Annotated in this window: 25 protein-coding genes and 1 other annotated feature; all 25 genes read right to left on the bottom strand. The window is 41.1% G+C overall.

What is annotated here, in order from left to right:
* Positions 1 to 111: 111 nt before the first annotated feature.
* Complete coding sequence (locus tag E2R51_RS05105; protein WP_133375936.1) at positions 112 to 1440, bottom strand: solute carrier family 23 protein; 1329 nt, start codon at positions 1438 to 1440, stop codon at positions 112 to 114.
* Between the two features lie 136 nt (positions 1441 to 1576).
* A complete protein-coding gene (pyrR, locus tag E2R51_RS05110) occupies positions 1577 to 2119 on the bottom strand; it encodes a bifunctional pyr operon transcriptional regulator/uracil phosphoribosyltransferase PyrR (RefSeq protein WP_133375937.1) in 543 nt (180 codons plus the stop codon).
* A gap of 172 nt (positions 2120 to 2291) precedes the next feature.
* Positions 2292 to 3203, bottom strand: coding sequence for an RluA family pseudouridine synthase (locus E2R51_RS05115; RefSeq protein WP_133375938.1), 912 nt, complete (start codon positions 3201 to 3203; stop codon positions 2292 to 2294).
* A complete protein-coding gene (gene lspA / locus E2R51_RS05120) occupies positions 3169 to 3657 on the bottom strand; it encodes a signal peptidase II (RefSeq protein WP_240732959.1) in 489 nt (162 codons plus the stop codon). The genes E2R51_RS05115 and lspA overlap by 35 nt, the downstream gene beginning before the upstream one ends.
* 148 nt (positions 3658 to 3805) lie before the next feature.
* Entirely contained in the window at positions 3806 to 6583 is a 2778-nt protein-coding gene (gene ileS / locus E2R51_RS05125) for an isoleucine--tRNA ligase (protein WP_133375940.1), read from the bottom strand.
* Positions 6584 to 6640: 57 nt separating this feature from the next.
* Positions 6641 to 6868: a binding site (T-box leader), on the bottom strand.
* A gap of 49 nt (positions 6869 to 6917) precedes the next feature.
* Positions 6918 to 7436, bottom strand: coding sequence for a DivIVA domain-containing protein (locus E2R51_RS05130; RefSeq protein WP_133375941.1), 519 nt, complete (start codon positions 7434 to 7436; stop codon positions 6918 to 6920).
* Between the two features lie 147 nt (positions 7437 to 7583).
* Positions 7584 to 8357 carry a YlmH family RNA-binding protein gene (locus tag E2R51_RS05135; protein ID WP_133375942.1) on the bottom strand — a complete coding sequence of 258 codons (774 nt, stop codon included), beginning with the start codon at positions 8355 to 8357 and terminating at the stop codon, positions 7584 to 7586.
* Positions 8358 to 8423: 66 nt separating this feature from the next.
* Entirely contained in the window at positions 8424 to 8687 is a 264-nt protein-coding gene (locus E2R51_RS05140; protein WP_133375943.1) for a YggT family protein, read from the bottom strand.
* Between the two features lie 36 nt (positions 8688 to 8723).
* Positions 8724 to 9146 (bottom strand): cell division protein SepF, encoded by a 423-nt coding sequence (locus E2R51_RS05145; RefSeq protein WP_133375944.1) that lies wholly within the window; start codon positions 9144 to 9146, stop codon positions 8724 to 8726.
* Between the two features lie 15 nt (positions 9147 to 9161).
* Positions 9162 to 9833 carry a YggS family pyridoxal phosphate-dependent enzyme gene (locus E2R51_RS05150; protein ID WP_133375945.1) on the bottom strand — a complete coding sequence of 224 codons (672 nt, stop codon included), beginning with the start codon at positions 9831 to 9833 and terminating at the stop codon, positions 9162 to 9164.
* 5 nt (positions 9834 to 9838) lie between these two features.
* Positions 9839 to 10651: a peptidoglycan editing factor PgeF gene (gene pgeF / locus E2R51_RS05155; RefSeq protein ID WP_165967160.1), complete on the bottom strand. Its 813-nt coding sequence runs from the start codon at positions 10649 to 10651 to the stop codon at positions 9839 to 9841.
* Between the two features lie 78 nt (positions 10652 to 10729).
* Positions 10730 to 10987, bottom strand: a complete 258-nt coding sequence (locus E2R51_RS05160) for a YlmC/YmxH family sporulation protein (protein ID WP_133375946.1) — start codon at positions 10985 to 10987, stop codon at positions 10730 to 10732.
* A gap of 66 nt (positions 10988 to 11053) precedes the next feature.
* A complete protein-coding gene (gene sigG, locus E2R51_RS05165; RefSeq protein ID WP_133375947.1) occupies positions 11054 to 11830 on the bottom strand; it encodes an RNA polymerase sporulation sigma factor SigG in 777 nt (258 codons plus the stop codon).
* Positions 11831 to 11928: 98 nt separating this feature from the next.
* On the bottom strand, positions 11929 to 12654 hold the full coding sequence (gene sigE, locus E2R51_RS05170) for an RNA polymerase sporulation sigma factor SigE (RefSeq protein WP_133375948.1): 726 nt from the start codon (positions 12652 to 12654) through the stop codon (positions 11929 to 11931).
* 12 nt (positions 12655 to 12666) lie between these two features.
* Complete coding sequence (locus tag E2R51_RS05175; RefSeq protein WP_165967144.1) at positions 12667 to 13542, bottom strand: sigma-E processing peptidase SpoIIGA; 876 nt, start codon at positions 13540 to 13542, stop codon at positions 12667 to 12669.
* A gap of 150 nt (positions 13543 to 13692) precedes the next feature.
* Positions 13693 to 14880 carry a cell division protein FtsZ gene (gene ftsZ / locus E2R51_RS05180; protein WP_133376336.1) on the bottom strand — a complete coding sequence of 396 codons (1188 nt, stop codon included), beginning with the start codon at positions 14878 to 14880 and terminating at the stop codon, positions 13693 to 13695.
* Between the two features lie 41 nt (positions 14881 to 14921).
* Positions 14922 to 16220, bottom strand: coding sequence for a cell division protein FtsA (gene ftsA / locus E2R51_RS05185; protein ID WP_133375950.1), 1299 nt, complete (start codon positions 16218 to 16220; stop codon positions 14922 to 14924).
* 103 nt (positions 16221 to 16323) lie between these two features.
* The gene (locus E2R51_RS05190; RefSeq protein WP_133375951.1) at positions 16324 to 16692 is read right to left on the bottom strand and encodes a small basic family protein; all 369 of its coding nucleotides are present in this window, start codon (positions 16690 to 16692) and stop codon (positions 16324 to 16326) included.
* A 5-nt stretch (positions 16693 to 16697) separates the two neighbouring features.
* On the bottom strand, positions 16698 to 17423 hold the full coding sequence (locus tag E2R51_RS05195) for a DUF881 domain-containing protein (RefSeq protein ID WP_133375952.1): 726 nt from the start codon (positions 17421 to 17423) through the stop codon (positions 16698 to 16700).
* A 30-nt stretch (positions 17424 to 17453) separates the two neighbouring features.
* On the bottom strand, positions 17454 to 18164 hold the full coding sequence (locus E2R51_RS05200; protein ID WP_240732960.1) for a DUF881 domain-containing protein: 711 nt from the start codon (positions 18162 to 18164) through the stop codon (positions 17454 to 17456).
* Complete coding sequence (locus E2R51_RS05205; protein ID WP_133375953.1) at positions 18145 to 18969, bottom strand: cell division protein FtsQ/DivIB; 825 nt, start codon at positions 18967 to 18969, stop codon at positions 18145 to 18147. The genes E2R51_RS05200 and E2R51_RS05205 overlap by 20 nt, the downstream gene beginning before the upstream one ends.
* Positions 18970 to 19124: 155 nt before the next feature.
* Positions 19125 to 20048 carry a UDP-N-acetylmuramate dehydrogenase gene (gene murB, locus E2R51_RS05210; protein WP_133375954.1) on the bottom strand — a complete coding sequence of 308 codons (924 nt, stop codon included), beginning with the start codon at positions 20046 to 20048 and terminating at the stop codon, positions 19125 to 19127.
* 295 nt (positions 20049 to 20343) lie between these two features.
* Positions 20344 to 21426: a stage V sporulation protein E gene (gene spoVE / locus E2R51_RS05215; protein WP_133375955.1), complete on the bottom strand. Its 1083-nt coding sequence runs from the start codon at positions 21424 to 21426 to the stop codon at positions 20344 to 20346.
* A gap of 44 nt (positions 21427 to 21470) precedes the next feature.
* Positions 21471 to 22820, bottom strand: a complete 1350-nt coding sequence (gene murD, locus E2R51_RS05220; protein ID WP_133375956.1) for a UDP-N-acetylmuramoyl-L-alanine--D-glutamate ligase — start codon at positions 22818 to 22820, stop codon at positions 21471 to 21473.
* Positions 22820 to 23794, bottom strand: coding sequence for a phospho-N-acetylmuramoyl-pentapeptide-transferase (gene mraY, locus E2R51_RS05225; protein WP_133375957.1), 975 nt, complete (start codon positions 23792 to 23794; stop codon positions 22820 to 22822). The genes murD and mraY overlap by 1 nt, the downstream gene beginning before the upstream one ends.
* Positions 23795 to 23977: the final 183 nt, after the last annotated feature.

A 23977-nucleotide genomic window follows, 5' to 3' on the forward strand; every position in this document is an offset into this window, starting at 1 on the left:
TATAAAAAACACCTTTTGAGAAAGCCTCAAAAGGTGTCAAAAGAAACCTGCGTAAATACAGTTTCTAATTCCCCTTTTGAAAGCCTCTCTGGACTTCAATTAAAAGGATTGCTATGCAACTTCTTTTTCTTCATTAAAAAGACTTTCTTCCTCTTTTTTTCTGCCGGGCAGTACAAGGTTTAAAAAGATCCCGACGATTGCAGCAAGCGCCATTCCGGGAAGCGTAAACTCAGGTGTAAACTGAATGAATGCCCCTCCCACTCCGAGAATCATAATAACTGAAGCAATGATCAAATTCCGTTTATAAGAAAAATCCACCTTTGCTTCGATCAGCATCCGCAATCCGCTTGAAGCAATGATTCCAAACAACAGGATGGATACTCCGCCCATTACTGCAGTGGGGATTGTACTGATGAGGGCTGATATTTTGCCTACAAAACCAAAGCATATTGCCAGGACAGCAGCGCCGCCGATAACAAACACACTGTAAACCCGTGTAATAGCCAGCACTCCTATATTTTCACCATAAGTCGTATTTGGCGGTCCTCCGATTAAGGAAGCGATGATTGTTGCCACGCCATCTCCTAAAATTGAACGGTGCAGACCCGGCTTTTCAAGAAAATTGCGCCCCACTACTTTACTTACAACCATTTGATGACCGGTATGCTCAGACAGCGTCACTACCGCGATGGGTACCATCAGCGCCAGTGCAGCCATTGAAAAAGATGGGGTATAGTTGACAAATGGTATGATAAATTCAGGCATCGCAAACCATTTAGCATCCAGAACCGGCTGGAAATCAACCAGACCGGCAAATATTCCTGCAATGTACCCGCCTGTTATTCCGATTAAAATAGGTATGAGTCCAAAGAATTTTTTAAAATAAATTGAGCCGACTACTGTAATGGCTAAAGTGATCAGAGCAACTGTGATATGCCGTCCGCTGTATACGAAATCCATCGGGTTTTGAGCTAATGGATTTTCATACATAGCCATATTAACTGCAGTGCCTGCGAGTCCAAGTCCGATGACGATGATAACCGGCCCTACGACTACCGGCGGAAGTACCCGGGTCAGCCATCCAACGCCAAACTTATAAATCAGGAGTGAAACTGCGCCGTAGGCAAGCCCCGCAAAAAAAGCTCCAAACATAGCGGCCTGAGGTCCGCCAAGTTCAGTTGCAGCAATGATCGGTGCTATAAAAGCAAAGGAAGAACCAAGGTAGGCCGGTATCTGCCCTTTCGTAATTAATAGGTAGGCAAGTGTTCCCAGTCCGCTTGAGATAAGCGCCACACCGGGGCTTAACCCTACAAGCATGGGAACTAATACCGTTGCTCCAAACATTGCGAAAAGATGCTGTAAGCTTAATGTCAGCCATTGATTGGCTTTTGGCACTTCCTGAACATCGAGTACTGGACGTTTTGTTTCTGCTGTTGTCATGTTTTTCCTCCTCATATAGAAAAAACCCTCTTCATCCATGAGGGCATAGACAAAGAGGGCAGACAGAAGGAAGGCGGTGCATCCTTCTGAAATTCCTTTGTCAGCCTCTCTGGACTGCGATTAAAGGATATTCATTTTATTTGTGAATCGTAACTAAATCCTGTGAATCTACTTCAGTTAATTCAACTTTTATCTGTTCCTGACTGGAAGTTGGAATATTTTTTCCCACAAAGTCCGCCCGAATTGGCAACTCTCTGTGCCCTCTGTCAATTAATACTGCGAGCTGAATCTGATTAGGTCTGCCGTAATCCATGATGGCATCCATAGCAGCCCGCACAGTGCGTCCGGTATACAAAACATCATCAATGACAATGACCTTTTGTCCGTCTATGGCAGCTCCTAAGTCTACATCATTCACAACAGGCTCCCCGCTCTCATGCTTGGCTTTCAGATCATCGCGGTACATGGTAATATCCAGCTCACCGACTGGAATCATTACTCCCTCAATTGCTTCAATCCGTTCCTTTAAGCGATTGGCCAGATAAATGCCGCGGGTTTTAATGCCTACCAATACACAGTCTTCAACACCTTTATTTCTTTCAATTATCTCATGGGCAATTCTTGTCAGCGCCCGCTTCATCATTTGTTCATCCATTACAGTTGTTGTTTGAGTGGACATAGTAAGCAACAATTCCTCCTATAGAAAAACCCTCCCAGTCAGCAGACAGGGAGGGTACAGGTATGCATATTACAAACATGCACACAAAATTGTCCTTCCCAGCCTCTCTGGACTGATTTAAAGGGTCCGAATTATTAAGTTGTTTTCATTGTAAAGCCAAGCTCGATTTTTGTCAACGGTCATTCCGAAGCTTGTCGAGCAATTCTTCGTAATCGGCTGGCAATGGAGCACTGAATTCAATATATTCCTCTGTTCTTGGATGGACAAAACCCAGAATACCTGCATGAAGTGCCTGACCGCCAATATCCATCGTTTTTCTCGGCCCATACTTAGGGTCTCCTGCCAGTGGAAATCCGATATACTTCATATGCACACGGATTTGATGTGTTCTGCCTGTTTCAAGTTCGCATTCCACAAAAGAAAACTCTTTGAAACGTTCCAGAACGCGAAAATGCGTGACAGCCTGCTTTCCGTTATTAACTACCGCCATGCTTTGGCGATCCTTTTGATCACGGCCGATAGGGGCATCAATTGTTCCATATTCGTGAGGAATTAATCCATGGACGATCGCCCGGTATTTTCTTGTAACTGACTTATCAACAAGCTGCTGAACGAGTCTTTCATGAGAAAAATCATTTTTTGCTACCATTAAAAGACCAGACGTATCTTTATCAATACGATGGACAATTCCGGGGCGCAATACGCCGTTAATCCCTGATAAGTCTTTGCAATGAGCCATCAGACCGTTGACCAGTGTACCATTTAAATGACCGGGAGCAGGATGAACTACCATTCCTTTCGGCTTGTTCACGACAAGAACATCTTCATCTTCATAATGTATGTCCAAGTTCATTTCTTCAGCTTCCACGTCAAGCGGTTCAGGATCATGGATCGTTATTTCAATCATGTCTCCTGCTGCACTTTTATAATTTGGTTTAGCCGTCAAACCATTAACGGTTACATCGCCTTCCTTTATCCATTGCTGAACCTGAGATCGCGACCAGTCTTTTTGAAGACTTGCGACCACCATATCAAGGCGATTGCCTTTTTCATTTTCCTGTATCTGATGTTGAATGTTTTCCACTCTTTTTCCTCTTTTCCTGCACTTCTTCCAAAATCATTTGAATTAAAAGCAATGCCACACCTATTGTTAAGGCAGCATCCGCTATATTAAAGATAAAATTGAAGAAAGTAAATTGAATAAAATCAACCACTTCTAGTCTGAATATCCGGTCAATAAAATTGCCAACCGCACCTCCAAGAATAACCATAAGGCTTAAACTGAATAATGGATTTCCTTTTGCATGGCGGTGAAAATAAAATAGAATCCCGATAATCACAGCGATTGTAACAAGATAAAACAACCACATTTGTCCTTCTAACATACCCCAGGCGGCTCCGGTGTTGCGGTGTGAGGTTATGTAAAAGATACCATCAATTACACGTATGGACTCCCCAAGCTCCATATTACGAACCACAAAATATTTTGTGATTTGGTCAATGACAATAATAAGGAAAGCAATTAAGTAATAAATCACATGTCTACCTCCGATAATTGAATACAATACCTTTGTGTATTGTAGCATAATTTACTGCTGCAGGCACCTGCGCCTGAATTGTTTTTTCATTTTGCATATAAAAAGGCCCGGAGATCCAAACAGATCTCCAGGCCTTTTTGGTTTCTGATTATTCTGCTGTGAGATGGGAATAATTTTCTTTTACCACTGCTGCACATCTTGGACATAACGTCGGATGAGCAGCGTCACTGCCGATTTCAGGTGTGATGATCCAGCAGCGCTCACACGTTTCTCCATCTGCTTTTGTTACTGCAACTGAATGGCCTTCAAACTTCATTGCCTCGTCAGGTGCACTTGTTGAACTTCCTGCAACTTCGAATTGAGATACGATAAACAACTGTTTTAAATCTTCATCAATTGATGATAATAAGTTTCTGGTTGAGTCATCAGCATAAAGTGTAACTTTTGCTGCAAGAGACTTACCAATTACTTTATTATTGCGCGCCTCTTCAAGCGCCTTTAATACATCATCACGCAAATCAAGGAATGCGTTCCATTTTTCAAGAATATCCTTTTCATTGGCATATTCTGTCGTTTTTGGCATGTCAGTTAACTGAACGCTTTCTTCCTCAACACCTGGAATAAATGCCCACACCTCATCTGCAGTATGCGAAAGAATTGGTGATGTCAGTTTTACTAATGCAGTCAGCGTTTCATACATAACGGTTTGCATCGCTCTGCGGTCTGCATGATTTTTTGCTTCGATGTATAAAATATCTTTGGCAAAATCCATATAGAATGAGCTGAGATCCAGCGTACAGAAGTTATTAATTGTATGGTAGATGGTCGCAAACTCATATTCCTCATATGAGGTTTTAACGGTTTTAATCACTTGATTTAAGCGAACCATTAAAAATTGATCGACTTCACGCAGCTGATCAAAAGCGACAGCATCATTTTTCGGATCAAAATCAGCCAGGTTTGCCAATAGGAATCGCAGTGTATTCCGGATTTTTCTATATACTTCAGCAACTTGTTTTAAAATTGGGTCTGATACCCTGACATCAGCCTGATAATCCACGGAGGCTACCCATAGACGCAGAATATCTGCTCCTAATTGGTTCATGACTTTCGATGGAAGCATCACGTTCCCCAATGATTTACTCATTTTTCTGCCGTTGCCGTCCAATGCGAAGCCATGACTCAAAACACCCTTGTAAGGAGCTTTGCCTGTAACGGCAACTCCCGTTGTCAATGAAGAGTTGAACCAGCCGCGGTATTGGTCGGAGCCTTCCAGATAAAGGTCGGCAGGACGCTGAAGATCTTCTCTTTCTTCAAGCACTGACTGGTGGGATGATCCGCTGTCAAACCAAACATCCATGATGTCATTTTCTTTTGTAAATCTGCCATTCGGGCTGCCTTCATGTGCAAAACCTTCAGGAAGCAATTCTTTTGCTTCTTTTTCAAACCAGATATTTGATCCGTGCTCTCCAAACAGGCGGGAAACATGATCAATTGTTTCTTCTGTGATAATAGCTTCACCATTTTCAGCATAAAAAACGGGAATTGGGACGCCCCATGCACGCTGGCGCGAAATGCACCAGTCTCCGCGGTCCCGTACCATATTATAAAGACGGGTTTCTCCCCATGCCGGAACCCATTTAGTATCGTTAACTGCCTGCTTCAGTTCTTCACGGAACTTATCAATGGAAGCAAACCATTGAGCCGTCGCACGGAAGATAATCGGTTTCTTTGTACGCCAATCATGAGGATAGCTATGCGTAAAGAATTCAAGTTTAAGTAAAGCACCGGCTTCCTCAAGCTTTTCCGTAATCGGCTTATTTGCTTTATCATAAAATAGTCCTTCAAAACCCGGTGCTTCTTCTGTAAACACACCGCGGTCATCAACTGGACATAAGACATCGAGACCGTATTTTCTGCCCACCTGGAAATCGTCTTCCCCGTGGCCGGGTGCCGTATGAACACAGCCTGTTCCCGCTTCAGTTGTAACATGCTCACCGAGAACAACTAATGATTCACGATCATAAATCGGATGCTGCGCTGTAACATGCTCAAGTTCTGCCCCTTTAACTGTTTTAAGGACAGCCGCGTCAGTCCAACCCATCGTTTCTGCTACATGTGACAGAAGGTCTTTTGCCACAACATAATTGCTTCCCTGTTCTTCAACCACCACATAATCCAGCTCAGGGTGAAGAGCAATTGCCAGGTTCGCTGGGATTGTCCATGGAGTTGTAGTCCAAATAACGAAATTAACACCGGTATCCAGTTTTCCTTTTCCGTCTTTTACCTTAAACGAAACATAGATTGAAGCAGAGCGCTTATCCTGGTATTCAATTTCTGCTTCTGCAAGGGCTGATTCACTTGAAGGTGACCAGTAGACCGGCTTTTTCCCTTTATAGATATAGCCTTTTTTCGCCATTTCACCAAAAACACGGATCTGTTGTGCTTCGTATTTTGGTTCAAGTGTAATATATGGATTATCCCAATCTCCACGTACACCAATCCGTTTAAATTGTTCACGCTGATTTTCAACCTGACTGTATGCATATTCAGCACAGCGTTCTCTGAATTCAGCAACGGTCATTTCTTTTCTTTTCACACCCTTGTTTGTTAACGCCTGTTCAATAGGAAGACCATGCGTATCCCAGCCCGGCACATAAGGTGCTTGAAAACCGTTCATTGATTTGTAGCGTACGATAAAATCCTTCAGGACCTTGTTTAAGGCATGGCCCATGTGAAGATCACCATTTGCATATGGCGGTCCATCATGAAGAACAAAAAGCGGCCGTCCTTCTGTGCGTTTTTGCACTTTGTCGTAAATATTCATTTCAGCCCATTTTTGCTGAATTTCAGGTTCCCGGTTTGGCAGATTGCCACGCATAGGGAAAGCTGTTTTTGGCATAAGTAATGTATCTTTGTATTCCATCAGTGTACCTCCTTGGATAAAATCTGCAGTAAAATAAAAAAAGCTCCCCCATCCCAAAAAAGGGACGAGAGAGCATTGCTTCACGCGGTACCACCCTTATAGAAAATAACAAAAATTATTTCCCACTCAAGTAGCCTTTAACGGATGCTAACCGCTGCTGCTTACTCCCACTTCGGCAGCAGAACTCAAGGATGATGTTCTCTAATTGCTCCGCACCGGGCTTGCACCATCCCCGGCTCGCTGATACACAGCAGTATTAGATACTGTTCCCATCACTGTCCATAACGTATATGATTCTGAAGTTATTATATTTTAAAATAGCGGTTAAAGTCAACTAGTACTGTTCTTTCTCTTGAGGCTGCAAGCTTTTTAAATCGGTTGTGTCAAGCTCATACTCCAGAAGGTCTTCCCAGTCACCATTTGAAATGAGATCAAGCTGCGCTTCAATTAACATCTTGAATCTTGTGCGGAAAACCTTTGACTGCTTTTTAAGATCTTCAATTTCTATTGCAATTTTTCTTGCTTTGGCAAGGGATTCATTTACTATCCGGTCTGCATTTCGCTCTGCTTCCTTGACAATCAGCTTTGATTCTTTCAAGGCATTGTGACGAACTTCTTCTGCTGCTTCCTGAGCAACGACGATTGATTTATTTAACGTCTCTTCAATCGTTGTAAAATGGCCTAAACGTTCACTATTGTTATTTAATTTTTCTTCAAGCTCTTTCTTTTCCCGAAGCAAAATTTCATAGTCTTTCATTATTTGATCTAAGAATTCGTTTACTTCATCCTCATCATACCCTCTGAACCCACGGTTAAAATCTTTATTATGTATATCTAATGGCGATAGTGGCATTCTTCTGGCACCTCCAACTTCTCTTTAAGCTTATCTTTATTCATTATACTGATGATTCGCCCGCTTGTGTGGAATCTCCTGCAATTCATTTTAACTTTTTTCAAATTTCGTCAAATTGTATCATGTATTTAAAGCAAGCTCCTCCGTTTAGCCTAACAAATAAAGTGTCATCCGCCATTTGTCTTTTTTGGTTTTCCCATCAATTTCTCCGACCCGAAACCTACCGAAACCGCGGACTGACACCATATCTCCTTCTGCACATTCAAAAGATGTTTGTTCCTCTGCCTTAAAATTAACTTTCACCTTTGATGCTTTGATCAATAGCTGCGCTTTTTGCCTGGAAATCGCCATCGCTCCAGCAACAACTACATCCAGCCTGAGTGAGCTCAGAGTAACAAAACGGTCTTTCCATTTTTCATTTGACGGAACATGCTTTTCCCAGCTGATTTCACTGACAGAAACTGATGCGTTGCCAATTTGGTTAAAGTTTAATGTAAAAAATGATGAAAGTTCTTTTGCCACCACGATCTGTATAATTTCATTTGACACAATAATGTCGCCAATCTTTTCACGTTTAATTCCCAATCCCATTAGCGAACCCAGGACATGCTTATGCTCAACAGTTATAAACTTTGACGGATAATTGACTTCAAGCAAGGCTAGATCAAAGTCCTCAATGTCCGGTTCCAGATAAGAAGGATAAAGCAACCCTCTTTTCCGCTCGGACTCAGGTCCTCCTTCAAAAGCAATACGCACATCATCTGATGCTCCGATGATCGAGCTTAAAATAAACATTTGTCTGGGATCAAGGAAATCAGTTAATCTTGGCGCATATTTTGATTCTACATCGCGTTTCCAATTTAGCACCTGATCAATAAAACCCTGTTCTTCTTTACGAAAATGCTGGTATAACGATGACATTTTATCTCCTCACTTTACTAAAAAAGCACCTCTACCCTTTTTTCAGGATAAAGGCACTTAACTTGTTCAGGCAACCATTCCAAACAAAACTTGAATTCCGCTCTGCGCCAGACGCAACGTGATAATTGCAACCAAAGGTGAGATATCGATCATGCCAAGCGGAGGAATAATTTTTCTGAAAGGTTCCAAATAGGGTTCACAGAGCTTGGCCAATGTCTGTCCAAAGCTGCTTTCCCTGGCATTAGGAAACCAGGACAGTAAAATATAGATAATTAAAGCGTAACTATAAAAGGTTATTGCAGTGTTTAAAATACTTAAAACAGATTGCATATTGTATGACCCCACCTATCCATCCATTATTGAGAATTATTCTTCATTTATAAAATCTGTAATGTTGCCACTTACTTCAATATTGTCGGGAGTACATAAGAAAATATCGGTTCCTACACGCTGAATATCACCGCCAATGGCATACACTGTACCACTCAGGAAATCAACAATTCTTTTTGCCTGATCCTTATTTATCCTTTGCAGATTCACGACGACGGCACGGTGATTTTTTAAATTATCTGCAATATCCTGTGCTTCTGCATACATTCTTGGCTCAAGCAAAACCATTTTGGATGATTTTTGGATGCTTTGCAGGCTCACTACATTTTGTTTTTGAGGGGCTTTTTTATTTTGACGTACTGCCGGAGTTTCATCAGGCTGTTCATCTACGTAATCTTCAACATATTCTTCTTCATCCTCAACAAAAAAGAAATTTTTAAATTTCGATTTCATGCCCACGGCTAAATTCCTCCTTTATTCGCCTACTAGTGCTGATCCAATCCGTACAAATGTAGCACCTTCTTCAATGGCTATCTCATAATCATTGGACATGCCCATAGAAAGTTCAGTACATGGTGCGTTCTGGTATCTATGTCTATGTATTTCATCCTTTAAGCGCGACAGGTCTTTGAAGCATTTTCTAAGAACCTGTTCATCTTCTGTATCGGGAGCCATCGTCATTAAACCTACTACTTTTATTTTATCATATATAGACAGCTGTTCGATAAAATTCAATACATTTTGAGGAGCCAGCCCGTGCTTTTGTACTTCACCTGACACATTTACCTGCACAAAACATTCCACGGTCTTGTGGGCGCGTTTATTAATTTCTTTTGCCAGGGATAATCGATCGAGTGAATGAAGATAATCAATGCGGTTAATAACATCTTTTACTTTTCTTGACTGCAGTGATCCTATGAAGTGCCATTTAACGGAACCACTTAAACTGGCCTGTTTTTCAGTCAAACCCTCAAATCTATTTTCTCCAAGATGGTTAAATCCGGCCTCAACTGCTTCCTGTGCACGTTCGTTTGACACATATTTTGTCACAGCTACTACATTAATTTCGTCAGGGGTTCGTCCTGACCGCGCAGCTGCCTGCTTAATACGGTTAATAATGTCCTTGCCCTTTTCCTCAACTTTCATCAATACTACTCCTTCCAGCCGATGACCGCTGCCATTCTGCCTGTTTTCCCTTTGTCTTTTCTATGGGAAAAAAACAGCGACTCCTCACAGGATGTACAATAAGAGGAAATAGCAATCTGTTCTTTTGCAAGACCTGCATTTAAAAGAAGCTGTTCATTGACGGCTTTTAAATCTAATGTATATTGCCCTTTTGACTGTTTACTAAAACTTGAATGAAACATTTCGGATAAACAATTTTTCACTTCCTGTATAACAATATCATCTACAACATAACAGCAATCCCCAATTGACGGGCCGATAAATGCTTGAATCTGGCCAATTGCAACTCCTGCTTCAATTGCTTCATTGATCATCCGCCCTGCAATGTTTTGAACTGTTCCCTTCCATCCGGCATGGGCAATTCCAATAAATTGAGTTTGCGGTTCTACAAAGTAAATCGGCACACAATCAGCAAAACATAAACTTAAAAAAACATTGCGCTCCATCGTCCAAAGTCCGTCCGTTTCAGGCAGGGCTTCTTGATAGGATAACGTGCCTTTTCCTCTGTCAAAATGACCTGTTCTCTTTATCGCAGAACCGTGAACCTGGTCAGCAAACACCCACTGGGATAAATTGCTGCTGCAAGCCTCGCTTAAAATCTCACGGTTTCTAATAACACTTTCATCCATATCGTTCACATGCAAACCTACGTTTAGTGAACGAAATGACCCTTGACTTACCCCGCCATTTTTGGTTGAAAAGGCGGCAACAAGTGAGGGAAATTCACTTTTCCATTTATCAATGGATAAAAATGCAGGTGAATGCTCTTTGGTCATCATCACTTGTCGTCACACCCCATTAGCATTTTTTTAAAGTGTATCATATTGCCGCCTAAAACGTTATCGAAAACATTGCGATTAAGTTGATTCGATCGTATCTTGAAGAATTTGTCCTCGGACTAAAATCACATCATTCCCTATTTTAACTAAATCTTTCCAAGGAATTGTTATTTCTCCTCCTTTACTGAACCAGCCCTTCCAATTTCCATTTCCCTGGATGATAATGGATTCGATCATCCCCGTCTTAACATTAATATCAATATCAGAAATGGGACCCAGCTTTTTGCCGTCGGCAACTGAAACAACATCTTTTTGCTGTAATTCAGAAATTCTCATATCCATCCCTCCTAAGATACATCTATTTTATGCAATAAAAAGAGAGGAGAACACTTATCTCCCCTCTTAATGAACATATCTATTCATTTGTTTGATGGCACCTTTTTCCAACCTGGAAACCTGTGCTTGTGATATGCCGATTTCATCAGCAACTTCCATTTGGGTTTTACCAAAAAAGAATCTGTTTTGAATGATCATTTTTTCGCGCTCACTTAAATGATGCATTCCTTCTTTAATGGATAAATCCTCTACCCATTGTTCATCGCTTGTCCGATCATCGCTCACTTGATCAAGCACATAAATTGGATCCCCGCCATCCTGATAAATAGGCTCAAAAAGCGAGACAGGATCTTGTATTGCATCAAGTGCAAATAAAATATCTTCTTTTGGAAGGTCTATTCTTGCAGCGATTTCTTCGATGGTGGGTTCTTTTGATGTCTCGCTTATAAGCTGTTCTTTTGCCTGTAAGGATTTATAGGCGATATCCCTTAATGATCTTGATACCCTTATTGGGTTGTTATCTCGAAGATATCTTCTTATTTCCCCTATAATCATCGGTACAGCATACGTTGAAAATCGAACATTTTGTCCTAAATCAAAATTGTCTATGGACTTCAGAAGTCCGATGCAGCCCACTTGAAATAAATCGTCAGGATTTTCATTTCTGTGTGAAAAGCGCTGAATTACGCTCAACACCAGGCGCAAATTTCCATACACCAGTCTTTCTCTGGCTTCTTCGTTGCCGCTTTGCAGTTCTGTGAATACTTTTCTCATTTCTTCATTTTTAAAAATCGGTAATGTTGAAGTATCAACTCCACAAATTTCTACTTTATTGCGTGCCATCTTTTTTCCTCCAGTCGGGAGTATGGGTTCTCGTTCAGTATTTCCCCCGGAAGAAAAAATATTCTATTTTTGAATTACCTGTATTTGGAGGTTTTTCCTTAAACCATTTTACTGACTTCTTTTTGAAGACGGCGGATAATTCGCTTTTCAAGCCTAGAAATATATGATTGCGAAATGCCCATAAGATCCGCTACATCTTTTTGCGTATGCTCCTGTTGTCCATTTAATCCAAACCTGCATTCAATGATAAAGGTTTCACGTTCATCAAGAATATTTAATGCCTGCTTCAGTAAAACCCGATCCATCCGCGACTCTATGTCTTTTACAATCAGATCATTTTCTGTACCGAGTACATCGGATAATAACAGCTCGTTGCCATCCCAGTCTGTATTGAGCGGTTCATCAAAAGATACTTCAGACCGCAATTTATTTGTTCGGCGAAGGTACATTAATATTTCATTTTCGATACAGCGTGAGGCATAGGTAGCAAGCTTGATTTTTTTTTCAAGATCAAAAGTATTGATTGCTTTAATCAGACCAATCGTTCCAATACTGATCAAGTCTTCAATATTAATACCAGTGTTTTCAAACTTTCTAGCAATGTATACAACCAGTCTTAAATTTCTTTCGATTAAGGTGGAACGTGCGCTTTCATCGCCTTGAGCAAGCCGCTGCAATACAACTGCTTCCTCCTGCCTATCTAACGGAGATGGCAGCGCTTCACTGCCTCCTATATAAAAAATATCTTTAACACGAATTCCCAATTTGTCGGAAGTTTGCAGTAACCATAATTGAACAGTTCTCTTAGCTTGAACTAGTAACATTTTCAACACTCCTTATATTTGATGACAAGGCAATAATTGCAGAGGATTTAATAAACAATTACATTTTTCTTCAAATAATAAAGATTGTTTCGTGAAGACTACGGGTACATTGTTTAAGGAGTATTCTTGTCCGTTAACGGAGCAAGTCACCTGATCACACATAATGCCAATCATCATTTGACTTGAGGAGTGAACCGTTCGCGATGGTATCATGCGAACCTTTTTTTGCCAGTATTCCGGCCATGCTAAAAACTGATTATCAGTAAGAGAATCTGCAATATAATTCGGTAAAAGTTCTGTTGCAACTTTCGTGTCGGCAAATACGACTGGAGACTTTGTAAAAGGGTCCACCACATGATTTCCGCTGTCTAAAAACCCAAATCCTTTCCATGCCTGTCCATTAACGATAATCTCTACTTTGTACGTAAATGTTCCTTCAATATGTTTCATCTGCAGGGATTCCACCACTTTTGCTACACAAATGACGGTACCTAAAATGACAGCTGATAAAAGGATAAGCATGCCTAATGAATGATCCATATACGATTGAAAAGGTGTATCAATTAATAGACGCTGAATCACATACATGACTCCCCCAACTGCACTTGAACTGCCCCAGAATAAGAAGCAGGCTTTAGTGAGTTGGGCAAAACCTTTGATTGTAAATGTAAAGATCACAATTCCTGCACTCATCAAGACAAGCAGGATCACTTCAAGGAGAGGTGAAAGGTTTGTAACAATCATTCCAATGTGAAAGAAAGTACTGGCCGTGGTTACAAAAAAGAAGCGTTTCCACCTTGGCGCCTGATGGAGGAAGCGGCCAACCATCCATAAAACACAGCAATCTATCCAAGAGTTTAACGCCCACAGCGCTTCTAGGTGAAGCATCGTGCGGTGTCCCCCTTTCTTTGATTGAAAGTATATCGAAGAGTTAAAGAGAAAATTGTCAAAATACATAACGGTAAACAATAAATATTTCTTCAAAAAAAGACTGAATCCCACAAGTGGATTCAGTCTTTTTAGTCATATATTTTTTTATTAGTTTCTGCGTCGGTTGCGGTTTCTCAGGAAAGTAGGGATATCCAGTGTATCCTCTACAGGCTGCTGAGAATTGCGTGAAGGCTGCTCATGTGATGATGCTTCTTCTCTTTCACGCTCTCTTGTAAGCTCTCTGTCACGCTCCCGTTCGCGCTTAGGCGCCATTGGAGGCGGCTGTTGATGTCTTACCTGCCCATTGCCCATTTGAGGCCGTACAGGTTTTTGCTGACTCATATTTTCACTAAAACCTGTAGCAATAACAGTAACCAGGATTTCATCTTTTAGATCCTCATTAATAACCGATCCAAAAATCATGTTAACTTCCTGGTCAGAAGCACTGGCTACAATATCTGCCGCTTCCTGGACTTCATATAAACTAAGGCTAGTACCTCCGTTAATATTCATCAGCACGCCTTGTGCTCCGTCGATCGACGTTTCAAGAAGAGGACTGGAAATTGCTTTTTTCGCAGCTTCCGATGCACGGTTTTCTCCAGAAGCAACGCCGATCCCCATTAACGCAGATCCTTTATTTGACATAATGGTTTTTACATCCGCGAAATCCAGGTTGATAAGACCAGGTACAGCAATCAAATCAGAAATCCCCTGTACACCTTGTCGAAGTACGTTATCCGCTTCTCTGAACGCTTCAAGCATCGGTGTGCTTTTATCGACAATTTCAAGAAGACGGTCGTTTGGTATAACAATTAATGTGTCCACTGCTTCTTTCATTGAGCTGATGCCGCCTGCTGCCTGATTGGCACGTTTGCGTCCTTCAAAAGTAAATGGTCGTGTTACTACCCCTACTGTTAAACTGCCTAATTCGCGGGCAATTTGAGCAATTACAGGAGCAGCACCAGTACCAGTACCGCCGCCCATTCCGGCTGTAACAAATACCATATCGGCACCTTTGATTGCTTCTTCAATTTGCTCACGGCTTTCTTCTGCAGCTTTTTTCCCAACTTCAGGATTAGCACCCGCACCCAGTCCCCGGGTCATCTTGCCGCCAATTTGCATTTTTATCTCTGCTTTTGAGAGGTTTAATGCTTGAGCATCCGTATTAACCGCAATAAACTCCACTCCCTGAACGCCATGCTCGATCATACGATTGACTGCATTGTTACCGCCGCCGCCTACACCGATGACTTTTATAGTTGCTAAAGAATCTACATTCGTATCAAAATCCAACATCATAAGTCCTCCTAATTCATCCAAATTACTTTTAATAAAGGTTATTCAAAAAAGTATCCTAATAATTTTTTGAACTTACCCTCTTCATTGTTTTGCTTTGGTTTTGGCTGTTTTGGCTGTTTGGGCCTTGAATCCGGTTGTTTTTTTAACGAATGTTCCCCGGCGCCTTCATATTCAGATGCGGAAGGCTGTCTGTCAAGCCTCCCTTGAAGCTTTGCGTGTTTATGAGCATATTTTATTAAGCCCACTGCCGTAGTATATTGTGGTTCTCTGACGCCAATGTAATCAGGAATCGCAACTCTCACTTGATTTTGCAGCACGGCCTGTCCAAGCTCTAAAATGCCCTGCATGTTTGCCACTCCACCGGATAAAACGAAACCTCCAGGCAAATCATGAATATTTAATCTCTTTAATTCGTGAACTACTAAATCAAACATTTCTTCTAATCTTACTTCAATAATATCAGATATTTCAAGCTGATTAAATTGTTGGTGCTGATCGCTGCCAATAATAGGAACACTAAAGACTTCTTCTTCAGAAGCATAGTCATAAAATGCATGTCCATGCTTTATTTTAATCGCTTCAGCATCACCAGTTGTTGTTCTGAGACCGATTGAAAGATCTTTAGTGATATGGTCTCCGCCGACTGGTACGATGGAAGTAGCAATTAAATGTCCCTGTTCAAATACTGCAATTGTGGTAGAACCGCCTCCGATATCGAGTATCGCAGTGCCAAGGCTCTGTTCATCCTTGGAAAGTGCAATCGTACCTGCTGCCAATGGCTGCAAAAAGATATCAGCAACTTCCAACCCTGCTCTTTCTACACAGCGGAGAATATTGTGGAGCATCGTTTTTGATCCGGTCACGACTGTACCTTCCATTTCAAGCCGAACGCCGATCATACCTCTTGGATCTTTAATTTCATCCAGGCCGTCAACGATAAACTGTCTTGGTACTATATTAATAATTTCACGTTCCGGAGAGATTGGCATAACCTGAGCGGCATCAATAACTCTTGCCACATCTTCATCTCTTATTTCTTTATCTTCTGTTGATACTGCTACAACCCCATGACAAGGCTGAAGCGACACATGGTTTCCTGGAATCCCTACTATAACATTATGTATATCAAGTCCTGTCATTCTTTCTGCTTGATCTACAGCTTTTTGAATAGATTGTACTGTTTCATCAATATCTACGATTGAACCCTTACGAATACCCTCAGAATGGACATTGCCTACTCCGATGATGTTGAGAGAGTCATGAACCAATTCTGCGATAATTACCTTTACATTTGATGTACCTATATCTAAGCTTACAAAATATTCATTATTACTCACCCTGTGGCACCTCCCTCAAACACAAATAAATTTATTTATTTTAACCGTACGTTAAGATTTTATTTGATATAATTTACTATTCAACAAAAAAACTCAAAAGCCTTTATTTATCAGCCAATTTTGTGGATTTTTTCTTTTCACTCCATTGTACTAATAAGATACGTCGAATTACAGCGATATTTTGAAACAATCGAACACCAAAAGCAAAAATGGCTGCTAAATACAAGTCTACACCAAGATGAACGCCTAGAAAAGCCAAACTTGCGGCTAACGCAATATTAAAGAAGAAACCAGAAATAAAAACATTGTCATCATAAACATTTTGCAAATGGGCGCGAATGCCTCCAAACAATGTATCAAGTGCTGCTAACACGGCAATCGATAAGTAGTTGGAATATTGCTCCGGTATTGAAAGATCCGTAATTAGACCTAAGAATATCCCGATTAACAGCCCTAAAATCGGCAGCCACATTTTTTCTACTCCCCTTCATTCGTTGACACAGGTTTCATCGAGCGAACTTGAATCATTTTTTCATAGGCGGGGATTATGAGAGTTCGTTCAGGGTCATTTACTGTCAATCGAATATCTTCAATGAAAAAATCTTCTATTAATACTGATCCTTGCATTTTATTATAAAGCTTTTCAGCATCCTCAAAGTTTTCTACAGCAACCTTAACCGTAATAGGAAGATTGGGGACAGGCTTTGAATTAACGGTTGTTTCACCGTTAATGTCCCGAATAACGGAGGTAGCGATTAGACGTTCCTCATTGATTGAAATATACTTTGCATTGAATTGGTAAAGTTGGTTGACGAGCCTTCTAAGAAGTTCAGGTGTTATTGTGGCGGGAGAGGCTCCCATCATTAGCCTTTCTTCAACGGGCTTTAATTCGATAATAAGCCCTGAAGCCTCTATTTCAGCCATCCCCGCTTCTTCCCCGAGCGCATAAACTGTTTCTTCCAAAGCCTTTTCAGCAGCAGATGCCTTATCATCTTCATAATGAAATATCGTGTTTTCCTGGTTTTGAATTTGACTCAATAAGGAAGACTGCATCTGCAATTGAGCAAGTGTTTCCTGTTTTAATTCCCAAATATCCCGGTTATCACGAACGACAGGCTGCTGCACCATTTTAAATTGCACTGCAACTAAAAATCCTACTGCAATTGTTATAAGAGTAAAGTTACGTTTAGCTTTTCTATTCATTTTGAAGCAATCGCCCTTCTTTAACTTCCATTAAAGACCACCGATAATTGGATCCATCGTTAGCAGTGCCTTTTTCTCCAAGGTGAAGATAATGTGATCATTAACCAGCTGATCCTTGATCCCGCCAGTTATATTCAATGCGGCTGCTAGGACTTCCCCATCGCCAATAGCTGAAATGACAAATGGAGCGGGATACTGAACATCATCAATGGTAATGACAGGACCGTTACATACAATATACGAATCATGGCTGATTCTCTGTCCGTTAATTGAAATTGCTTCTGCCCCTGCAATATATAGCTCATTCATGACATTGAAAATGTGGTGCTCGTGAACAATATAATCATTTATATTTAAAATGGCAGGATCATATTGGCCATCTTTTAATGTCACTTCAACACCCGGCCCTTCAACAGCCACTTTCCCCAGAATAAGTCTGTAACGTTCCGCCTGTTCGGTTAATGAGGATAAATCATTTTCGTCTGACAATTTCTGTTCAAATTCACGAATGATATCCTGATTCTTGTATAAGTGATCTTGCAGTTCCAAATTTCTTTGCTGTATCTGCAGCAGTTCTTTTCTTACCTGTTTTTCCTGCGCACTGTATTGGCTGACAGCCGCATGGCCTTGCCCGTCTTGTGAAAATTGATCTTTCGTAATGCTATAGGAAAAGGAAAGCAGAAATCCAAGTGTAAGAAAGACGATTGAAAACGCAAGTCTTTTACCCTTCCGTTTCAACATCTTCCACTCCTTCTGGCTCTTCCCCTTCAGCCGGCTCCTCTTCAGACATCTCATCACTGGAGTTGTAAGCTCTAAAATAAGAACCTACTTCAAGGTCAATGACACCCTTTACGTCTTTGTCGAGCTGACTGACAATTGACGGATAATGAGTCATTTTTTCAGCAAATGTATTTATAAGGGCTGATACCTCAAAGCCATCATTCATATACACCGTAATATGATCTTTATCCGTTTCAGACGGAGTCAGGTACACTTCTGAGATAGACTGCTGAACCTCCGGCGGCAGACTTGCGAGTGCTGTCGACATTTCAGTCAGCATTGATTTGGCAGTAAACCCAAAGAGCATTGGTGCATCACTCGACAGTTCATGCGGCTCTATCGGTTTTGCGGAAGCCCCGTTCTCAAGTACGGGAATAAATTGCTGTTCTTTTGCAACATATGCAATTTGATCATATTCATCAATTTCAATTTTAAAAGTAGTAGGAAATTTTTTCGAAATCGTTACAGCCTCAACATCCAGCTTGTCCGAAATGTTTTCTTCCACGGATTTGTTGTTTGTGGACCAATAGGAATCTCCTGTTTTAACCCCGCTGGCCGCAATAATTTCTTCTTCAGAAAGCCATTGAGATCCGCTGACTGAAATGGTTTGTATTTTGCTGAAGGGTGACTGCAGGTACAAAACTACTAAAATCACTCCAATAAATAAAAGCACTACCGCGAGCAGCCGCCTGTTCGCTTTTTTTCGTCGGCGCTGCTTCAATTGAGGGACTCGATCTTCAAGTGAAACGACTGGCTTTCTGCCCATCGAATCTACACTCCTTTTTCAGAACAAAAGCATAAGTGGAACGCAGAAGATGCTCAGGACATTTCTTTTTAGCTTACCGCTTAAAAAGAAATGCCCCGGCAAGAGATCCACCGCAGCCAGCTGTCAATAATCAAACTGCCTTATGAATGTAAAAGCTAATTAATTAGATCAGACTGATTTCCAATCCATTCGACTTCTGTTTCAATCGTAATTCCATATTGATCTGAGATCGTTTTTTTAATATGTTTTATTAAATTTTGAACATCCTCCGAGGTAGCTCCGCCTGCATTGACAATAAAATTGCCATGAAGTTCAGATACTTGCGCCCCTCCAATTTGGTATCCCTTTAGTCCTGCATCCTGAATCAGCTGACCAGCATATTTAGGCAGAGGGTTTCTGAAAATACTTCCCGAGCATGGATTATTCCATGGCTGTGTTTCTCTTCTGTAATCTTTATATTTTTTCATATCGGCTTTAATATCTGCCGGCTCTCCGGCTGTTAATTCAAACTCTGCTTCCAATACAATCCCTGGACGCTCATTTTGCAAAACGGAAGTACGATAGGAAAATTTCATTTCCTCATTGCTAAGCCACTCTGTTGTTCCATCTGGAAATAAGATATGGGCCCGGGTTAATACCTTTGAAATATCAGAACCATGCGCGCCGGCATTCATATAGACGGATCCGCCCACTGAACCTGGAATTCCACTTGAGAACTGAAGACCGTGGAGCCCTTCCCTTGCCATTTTAGTAGCCAATACAATTATCGAATAGCCTCCTCCTGCACGGATGGTGGTTCCTTCGATTGTTAAGTTATCCAGCCCTTTTCCAAGCTTAATAACCACTCCACTAATGCCCTCATCGCTTACTAACAAGTTTGACCCCCGGCCAATGGCACGCCACTCTAAATTATGCTTATTTATCAGCTTCATTAGTTTCTGCAGCTTTTCAATTGAAGAAGGCTCTACAAATACTTCAGCCGGGCCTCCTACTTTCATCGTTGTATGGTTAACAAGTTTTTCATCAACCGACACATTTCCAATTTCTGCTTCACGCAGTTCATTAATAAACTTTTCCATACTTTCTCTCCTTAAAGCTATAAATATTCGTAGTTTGGATGATTACATGCAAACAATACAATGTGGTCTTTTCCCTATACTACACTATTCTAATCTCATAACATACAACTGAAGACTCTTCGTCATTAAAATGTAAAATTCCTTCTTGGCAATAAAACAAATTAATGGAAATTCTAAAATAACAAACCATCTTATGCAGATTTTCCTTTATTATTATATTGTACCTTATCTTAAAGGTGTTCACTTAAAAATAGACGAAAAAAAACAGCTTGATCACTACACCCAAGCTGTTTTTTTATATTTTTTTACTGTATTTACTTATATTCAGCAATATACCGCACGATAACAGCACTAATAGCAGTGATGAGCCGCCATAGCTCATAAAGGGCAATGTGATTCCTGTAACCGGGATCAAGCCGATTACAACGGATACATTAATCATTACTTGAATTCCAATCATTAAAACAATGCCGCCGGCCATGAGCTGGCCAAAACGATCAGGAGCAGCAAGTGCGATCAGGATCCCTCTCCAGACAATTGCGCTGAAAAGAACCAGCAGCATAACCCCTCCAAAAAAACCCAGTTCTTCTCCCACAATGGCAAAAATAAAATCATTTTGGGGTTCAGGCAAGTAAAAATATTTCTGCCTGCTCTCACCCAGTCCGAACCCAAACATTGCTCCGGGTCCTATAGCATAAAGAGATTGAATCATTTGAAATCCGGCTCCTAAAGGATCCTCCCACGGATCAAGGTACGAAACAATTCGCTGAAGCCGGTATGGCGCTGAAATAATTAATCCCGCAAAGCCTGCTATACCCAAAAAAATCAGTCCAACAAAAAATCGGTAAGGGGCTCCTGCCAGAAATAATAATGACAGGCCTGTCCCTAAAATAACTGTACCCGTACCCAAATCGGGCTGGAGCATCACAATTCCAAAAGGAATCAGCAGAAGCAATAATAGCGGCGACATCCCCTTGCGAAAATTGGTAATACTCTGTTCGTTTCGCTCGAGGTTCCGAGCTAAAAGCAACAAAACACCTATCTTCGCAAATTCTGACGGCTGTAAAGATATGGGACCCACACCAAGCCAGCTTTGCGAGCCATTTCTTACAAGCCCTACACCGGGAATAAGCACTAAGATCAGCAATAGAATACCGCCAGCATAGATCCACCATGCATACTTTTTCCAATGCCAGTAATCGTACTTGGCAAGCATCAGCATACTAACAATACCCAGCACGGCAAAAATGGCTTGTCTCTTGGAAAAAAAGTGGGCATCTCCAAAACGATCCAAAGCCCAAACAGAACTTGCACTATCGATCATTACTATGCCAAAAACCACACAAGAACACACTAGCCCAATAAGCCATCTGTCCATATATACAGCCTCACAGTAGAGAGATTGAGCTTTTGTACGCCCTATTAAAGCTTATTCACCTGCTCAATAAATATGTCACCGCGCACTTCAAATGTCGGATGCTGATCCCAGCTTGCACAAGCCGGTGACAGCAGTACAATATCGCCTTCCCCTGCAATTTCAGCAGCCGCCCATACACCTGCTTTTACATCTTCAACCTTTTTAATTAACTTAATCTCAGCTTTTTCACCAAGCTCAGCCATTTTCGGAGCAGTTTGTCCAAATACAACCATCGCTTTCACATTATTCAAATATGGCAGCAAGTCATCAAAATCATTGCCTCGGTCGAGCCCTCCGCAAAGAAGAATGGTTGGCTTAGAAAAAGCATTTAATGCACTTTTGGTTGCAAGTGAGTTTGTCGCTTTTGAATCATTATAAAATTTTATACCATTCCACTCACGAACAAATTGTGTGCGGTGGCGCACACCGGTAAAGGATGTCAATACTGACTGGATAGCCTCGTTGCTAACGCCCGTAAGCTTTGCTGCTCCAATCGATGCCAATATATTTTCCAGGTTATGAGCACCCGGCAGGACTACATCCTGTAAATTGATAATATGTTCCTGATTAAAATATATCCCGCCATTTTGGACATAAAGTCCAAAATCCAGTTCTTTTTTTGTAGAGAATGGAATAATTGCAGCATCTGTAAATTGAACCCGGTCAAGCAGCTCCTGCTGATCTCCATTGACAATTAAGTAATCTTCTTTAGTCTGATTTTTTGTTATCGCGACTTTCGCATCGGCATATTCTTCTCTTGAAGAATGATAATCCAAGTGGGCATCATATAAATTCGTGATAATGGCAATAGAAGGCCTAAAGTCTTTAATCCCCATTAGCTGAAATGAAGAAAGTTCAACCACCATGGTCTCATTTTCCAGCGCTGTTTGAGCAACCTCACAAGCGACCGTTCCAATATTACCGGCCATATACGAAGGTTTTTTTCCGGCTTCGATCATGTGGTGAGTAAGTGTTGTGGTTGTGGTTTTACCATTTGTACCGGTTATACCAATGATATCAGCTTCACTGATCTGGTATGCAAGTTCTACTTCCGTTAAGATTGGAAGCCCTTTTTGTGCCGCTCCCTTAATAAGATCATTTGTGTAAGGAATACCCGGATTTTTAACGATAAACTCAAAGCCTTCATCCAGCAATTCCACCGGATGGCTCCCGCAGACTACTTTTATCCCCTCGTCGAGAAGCGACTGGGCTTCTTTATTCTCAGAGAGGGGTTTCCAGTCATTCACTGTTACAAAAGCCCCTAAACGATGCAGAAGCAGAGACGCAGCGACCCCGCTTTTCGCCAGCCCCACGACGAGTACTTTTTTATTTTGGTATGTCGTAATGGATTTCATTAGCCAAACACTCCTATCAATACACCTAAAATTCCTACAATCAATCCCACCGACCAGAAGACGGTAACAACTTTCCATTCAGACCAGCCTACAAGTTCAAAATGGTGATGAAGAGGACTCATTTTAAATATGCGTTTACCCGTTAATTTAAAGGAAGTAACCTGCATAATAACGGAAAGCGTTTCAAGTACAAAAACCAGACCGATTAATAGCAGCAGGATTTCCTGTTTTGCCATTAATGAAACAGTCCCTATCGCACTGCCAAGCGCCAGGGAACCAGTATCTCCCATAAACACTTTCGCAGGATGGGCATTAAAAACCAGAAATCCTAAAACTGCTCCAACGACTGCCATACAGAAAATGGCCAATGAAAGCTGTTCCTGCTGCCATGCAATGATGGCAAATGCGCTAAATGCAATAGCGGAAGTCCCTGAAACAAGCCCATCTAGTCCATCGGTTAAATTAACAGCATTCGAAAATCCAACAAGCCAAAAGATAACAAAGCCTACATAAACAAAACCGAGATTTATCTCAAATGAAGTAAACGGTATGGACACGATCGAAGAAAAACCGTTTGCTTGGAAAATCAAATAAAAAATAACAGCAATAATAATTTGACCGAGCAGCTTTTGTTTCGATGTAAGTCCCAGGTTTCGCTTCATTACCACTTTAATAAAGTCGTCTAAAAACCCTAGTATTCCAAAGGTGACTGTTACCAGTAATAATAAAAGAATTGTTACATTTAATGCATTATAAAACGCTGAAACCGCTATGGTTGTAACGATAATTGAAAATAAAATAATTACGCCGCCCATTGTCGGAGTGCCGGATTTTTTCTGATGTGATTCCGGACCTTCTTCCCTGATGCTCTGCCCGAATTTCAATCTGCGCAGATAAGGAATAAACAATGGTGATACTGCAACTGTTACAAAAAATGCGCCAAATAATGCGACGAAAATTGCCCAAATAGACATGCTTGCTCCTCCTAACAAATACAAACCCTTATGTACTCTGTTTATCTTTATTGTACCATGGACTAATTCAATAAGAATCAGTTCATAAGCCCCCATATCATCATAGTAGTGAAATGACTATAGGTAAAGGTTTTTTTCTTTCAAATACGTAAAATCGGGTGAAAAAATAAAAAAGGGTCTAAT

Source organism: Jeotgalibacillus sp. S-D1, assembly GCF_004358665.1.
Classification (GTDB): domain Bacteria; phylum Bacillota; class Bacilli; order Bacillales; family Jeotgalibacillaceae; genus Jeotgalibacillus.